The 3,836-nt window shown below is 68.6% G+C and carries 5 protein-coding genes; 2 read left to right on the top strand and 3 right to left on the bottom strand.

Annotation, left to right across the window (positions count from 1 at the left end; all coding sequences use genetic code 11):
* Positions 1-987 (top strand): ATP-binding protein (locus VF697_RS36880; RefSeq protein ID WP_331102564.1); only part of this gene is annotated, 987 nt, incomplete at its 5' end.
* On the opposite strand, the gene VF697_RS36875 is transcribed toward VF697_RS36880, so the two are convergent.
* Genes VF697_RS36875 through VF697_RS36865 form a run of 3 tightly spaced genes read right to left on the bottom strand, consistent with a single transcriptional unit; the run spans position 984 to position 3,051 of the window.
* Positions 984-1,277, bottom strand: a complete 294-nt coding sequence (locus VF697_RS36875; RefSeq protein WP_331102562.1) for a DUF2277 domain-containing protein — start codon at positions 1,275-1,277, stop codon at positions 984-986. The two genes, VF697_RS36880 and VF697_RS36875, sit on opposite strands and share 4 nt — an antisense overlap.
* A gap of 15 nt (positions 1,278-1,292) precedes the next feature.
* Positions 1,293-2,567 (bottom strand): RNA polymerase sigma factor, encoded by a 1,275-nt coding sequence (locus VF697_RS36870; RefSeq protein WP_331102560.1) that lies wholly within the window; start codon positions 2,565-2,567, stop codon positions 1,293-1,295.
* Between the two features lie 55 nt (positions 2,568-2,622).
* Positions 2,623-3,051: a YciI family protein gene (locus VF697_RS36865; RefSeq protein ID WP_331102558.1), complete on the bottom strand. Its 429-nt coding sequence runs from the start codon at positions 3,049-3,051 to the stop codon at positions 2,623-2,625.
* Positions 3,052-3,318: 267 nt separating this feature from the next.
* Here VF697_RS36865 and VF697_RS36860 point away from each other — a divergent pair.
* Positions 3,319-3,836: CoA transferase subunit A (locus VF697_RS36860; protein ID WP_331102556.1), on the top strand; the 518-nt coding region annotated here is incomplete at its 3' end.

The following is a 3,836-nucleotide window of genomic DNA, read 5'->3' as shown; positions in this document are numbered from 1 at the left end:
TATGTGGAGGGGGGTCCCCGCCTCGTCTTGGACATCAGCATGCATCCCATTACCGGCGAGGACGGCCGGGTGGTGGGGGTGACACTCTTCAGCCGCGACGTCACCGCCCGCCGGGAAGCCGAGACGCGGCTGGGGGAGATGCACCGCACCCTGGTGGACGTCTCGCGGCAGGCGGGCATGGCCGAGGTCGCCACGGGTGTGCTCCACAACGTGGGCAACACCCTCAACAGCGTCAACATCTCCACCACCCTCGTCACCGACCAGCTCCGCCGCTCCCGCGTCTCCGGGCTGGCCAAGGCCACCGGCCTCCTGCGCGAGCACACCGCGGATCTCCCCTCCTTCCTCACCGGGGATCCCCAGGGCCAACAACTGCCGCCCTACCTCATCGCCGTGGCCGACCAGCTGGTGGAGGAGCGCGACACCCTGCTCAAGGAGATGCAGTCGCTCACCCAGAGCGTCGAGCACATCAAGTCCATCGTCACCATGCAGCAGAAGCACGCGCGCTCGGCGGGCGCCGTGGAGCAGGTGGCCGTGCCGCAGCTCATCGACGAGGCCCTGCGGCTGCACGCCGTCTCCTTCGAGCGCCTGGCCATCCGCATCGTGCGCAACTACTCCGACGTGCCCCTCATCTTCGTGGACCGGCACAAGCTGCTGCAGATCCTCATCAACCTGCTGAGCAACGCGCGCCACGCGCTGGTGGACAGTGGGCAGCCGGACAAGCTCCTGAGCATCCACGTCCAGCTCGCTTCAGGAGGCGAGCAGCTGCACATCGGCGTGACGGACAACGGCGTGGGCATCGCCCCGGAGAACGTGGCGCGCCTGTTCACCCAGGGCTTCACCACCAAGAAGACGGGGCACGGCTTCGGCCTGCACATCAGCGCCCTGGCCGCCAACGAGATGAAGGGCCGGCTCACCTGCAGCAGCTCCGGCCCCGGTCGGGGCGCTACTTTCACGCTCGAGCTGCCCGTGAAGGGCGAGGGCGCCTAGGCCCCACCGCCCTGCGTCGCTCGCGGCTTGAAGCGCAGGCGGGAGTGCTCGCGCGCCTTGTTGGCTTCGACCTCGCGATCTCTCGGCTGGGCGGTCGTGGACAGCGACGCCATCAGCACGCGGGCGGCGGCCGTGACGTCATCCACGGCCCGCGCGAAGGCGGCTTCGTTGGCCTGCGAGGGCTTGTTGAAGCCGCTCAGCTTGCGCACGAACTGCAAGGCCGCCGCTCGGATCTCCTCCTCCGTGGCGGGCGGCTCGAAGTTGAACAGCGTCTTGATGTTTCGGCACATGGCGGTCTCCCAAGCTCAACAGGTATGGCGGCTGAGGCACTCCGCGGCGCGCTCGGCCAGCAGGTGGCGCTCGCGAGCGTTGCGCGTGAGCGAGGCCGCGCGCTCGAACTCCGCCCGGGCCTCGTCGAAGCGTCCGAGCTTGAAGAGGAGATCGCCGCGCACGCTCGGCAAGAGGTGGTAGCCCTCGAGCGAGCGCTCCGACGTCAGCGCCTCGACGATCTCGAGGCCCGCTGCGGGACCGAACGCCATCGCCACGGCGACCGCACGGTTCAGCTCCACGACGGGTGAGGACGTGAGCTGGGCGAGCGCCTCGTAGAGCGCGGCGATGCGCGCCCAGTCCGTCTCCCCCGGCGTCAGCGCTCGCGCATGACAGGCGGCGATCGCGGCTTGCAACGCATAGGGGCCCGGCGCGCCGCCGAGGGCCTCGGCACGCGCGAGCGCCGCGAGCCCTCGACGGATGAGGATTCGATCCCAGAGCGCGCGGTTCTGCTCGAGCAACAGGACGGGCGCTCCCGAGGGGCCGACCCGCGCCCTCAGCCGCGACGCCTGGAGCTCCATGAGCGCGACGAGGCCGTGGACCTCCGGCTCCTTCGGGGCGAGCTCGGCCAGGATACGGCCCAGACGCAGCGCGTCCTCGCAGAGCGCGGGACGAACCCAGTCGTCACCGGCGGTCGCCGAGTAGCCCTCGTTGAAGACGAGGTAGATGACCTCGAGCACCGACGACAGCCGGGCGACGAGTTCGGCCCCGCGAGGAACCTCGAAGGGGACGTGCGCCTCGGCGAGGGTCCGCTTGGCCCGGACGATGCGCTGGGCGACGGTCGGCTCCGCGACGAGGAACGCCCGCGCGATCTCCTCGGTCGTCAGCCCTCCGAGCAAGCGGAGCGTGAGTGCCACGCGCGCCTCGGTCGAGAGGACCGGATGACAGGCGATGAGCATGAGGCGCAGGAGGTCGTCGCCGACGTCCTCGTCGATCGCGGTGTCGAGATCCGGCACGGCCCTCTCCCGCTCGGCCTCGAGCTCGTGACCGAGCTCCTCGTGCTTGCGCTCGAGCAGCTTGCTTCGGCGCACGCGGTCGATCGCCCGATGCTTCGCGGTGGCCATGAGCCAGGCGCCCGGGTTGTCCGGGACGCCTGACGCCGGCCACTGCTCGAGCGCGGCGACGAGCGCGTCCTGTGCGAGCTCCTCGGCGAGACCGACGTCGCGCACGAACCGCGTGAGACCGGCGATGAGCCGGGCCGACTCGATTCTCCAGACCGCGTGGATCGCGCGATGCGCGGGGGAAGCCGTCACGGCGGCTGATCAGAACAGCTTCAGCCGCCAGTGCAAAGGCCGAGGCGCGTGACGACTACTTCTTCGCGGCCAGCTGGTCGCGCATGCGATCCTCCGCCTCCCGGAGCTCGGGAGTGAGCTCGGGACCGAAGTCGTCCGCCTCGAACACCTGGCGGATCTCGATCTCGGACTCCTGGCCAGGCATGGGATCCGGGCAGCGCTTGATCCACTCGATCGCCTCTTCCTTCGACTTCACCTGCCACAGCCAGAAGCCGGCGATCAGCTCCTTCGTCTCGGCGAAGGGCCCGTCGATCACGGTGCGCTTGCCTCCGGCGAACTTGACGCGCGCGCCCTTCGCGCTGGGGTGGAGCCCCTCGCCCGCGAGCATCACGCCGGCCTTCACCAGCTCCTCGTTGTACTTCCCCATCGCGGTCAGGAGCTCCTCGTTCGGCAGAACGCCCGCCTCGGAATCCTTGGTGGCCTTGATCAGGATCATGAATCGCATCGTCGTTCTCCTTGGTGTTGGACGCCGGGCTGTGAACCCGGGCTCTACTTTCACGTCGAACGAGAGTCCACGAGATCGACACGCCGAATTAATTTTTTCGCGGTCCGGCCAAGTGCCTGAAATTATTGGGCCATCCAAGGCCGGGGGCTCCCGGAGGGTCGGAGTGTCCGGGAATCAGCGCGCCGTCACCTTCCTTGCGGGGGCCGGTCGTCGAGCTCGACGCCTATGGTGTGATCGACGTTCCTGAACACAAGAGGTGAATCACAAATGAGCAAGGTGTACGCGGATGCGAAGTCCGCCCTGGACGGGCTGCTGAAGGACGACATCACCATCGCCGCGGGCGGCTTCGGCCTGTGCGGCATCCCCGAGAACCTGATCGCGGCCGTGGCCGACTCGGGCATCAAGAACCTCACCATCTGCGGCAACAACGCCGGCGTGGATGGGTTCGGCATGGGCGTGCTGCTCAACAAGCGGCAGGTCAAGAAGGTCATCGCCTCCTACGTGGGCGAGAACAAGGAGTTCGAGCGTCAGGTGCTGGCCGGCGAGCTCGATCTCCAGCTGGTGCCGCAGGGCACGCTGGCGGAGAAGTTCCGCGCGGGCGGCGCCGGCATCCCGGGCTTCTACACGCGCACCGCTTACGGCACCCTGCTCGCGGAGGGCAAGCACACCCACACCTTCGACGGCCGCGAGTATGTGCTGGAAGAGGCCATTCGCGCCGACGTCTCCATCGTCAAGGCGTGGAAGGGCGACAAGGCCGGCAACCTCGTCTATCGGAAAACCGCGCG

Source organism: Archangium sp. (assembly GCF_036388035.1).
In the GTDB taxonomy this organism is placed as follows: domain Bacteria; phylum Myxococcota; class Myxococcia; order Myxococcales; family Myxococcaceae; genus Archangium.
This window is presented reverse-complemented; position numbering and strand designations above follow the sequence as displayed.

Coding starts and splice junctions, on each gene's coding strand:
- VF697_RS36865 (WP_331102558.1), bottom strand. CDS start 3,051: ATGCGATTCATGATCCTGATCAAGGCCACCAAGGATTCCGAGGCGGGC.
- VF697_RS36875 (WP_331102562.1), bottom strand. CDS start 1,277: ATGTGCCGAAACATCAAGACGCTGTTCAACTTCGAGCCGCCCGCCACG.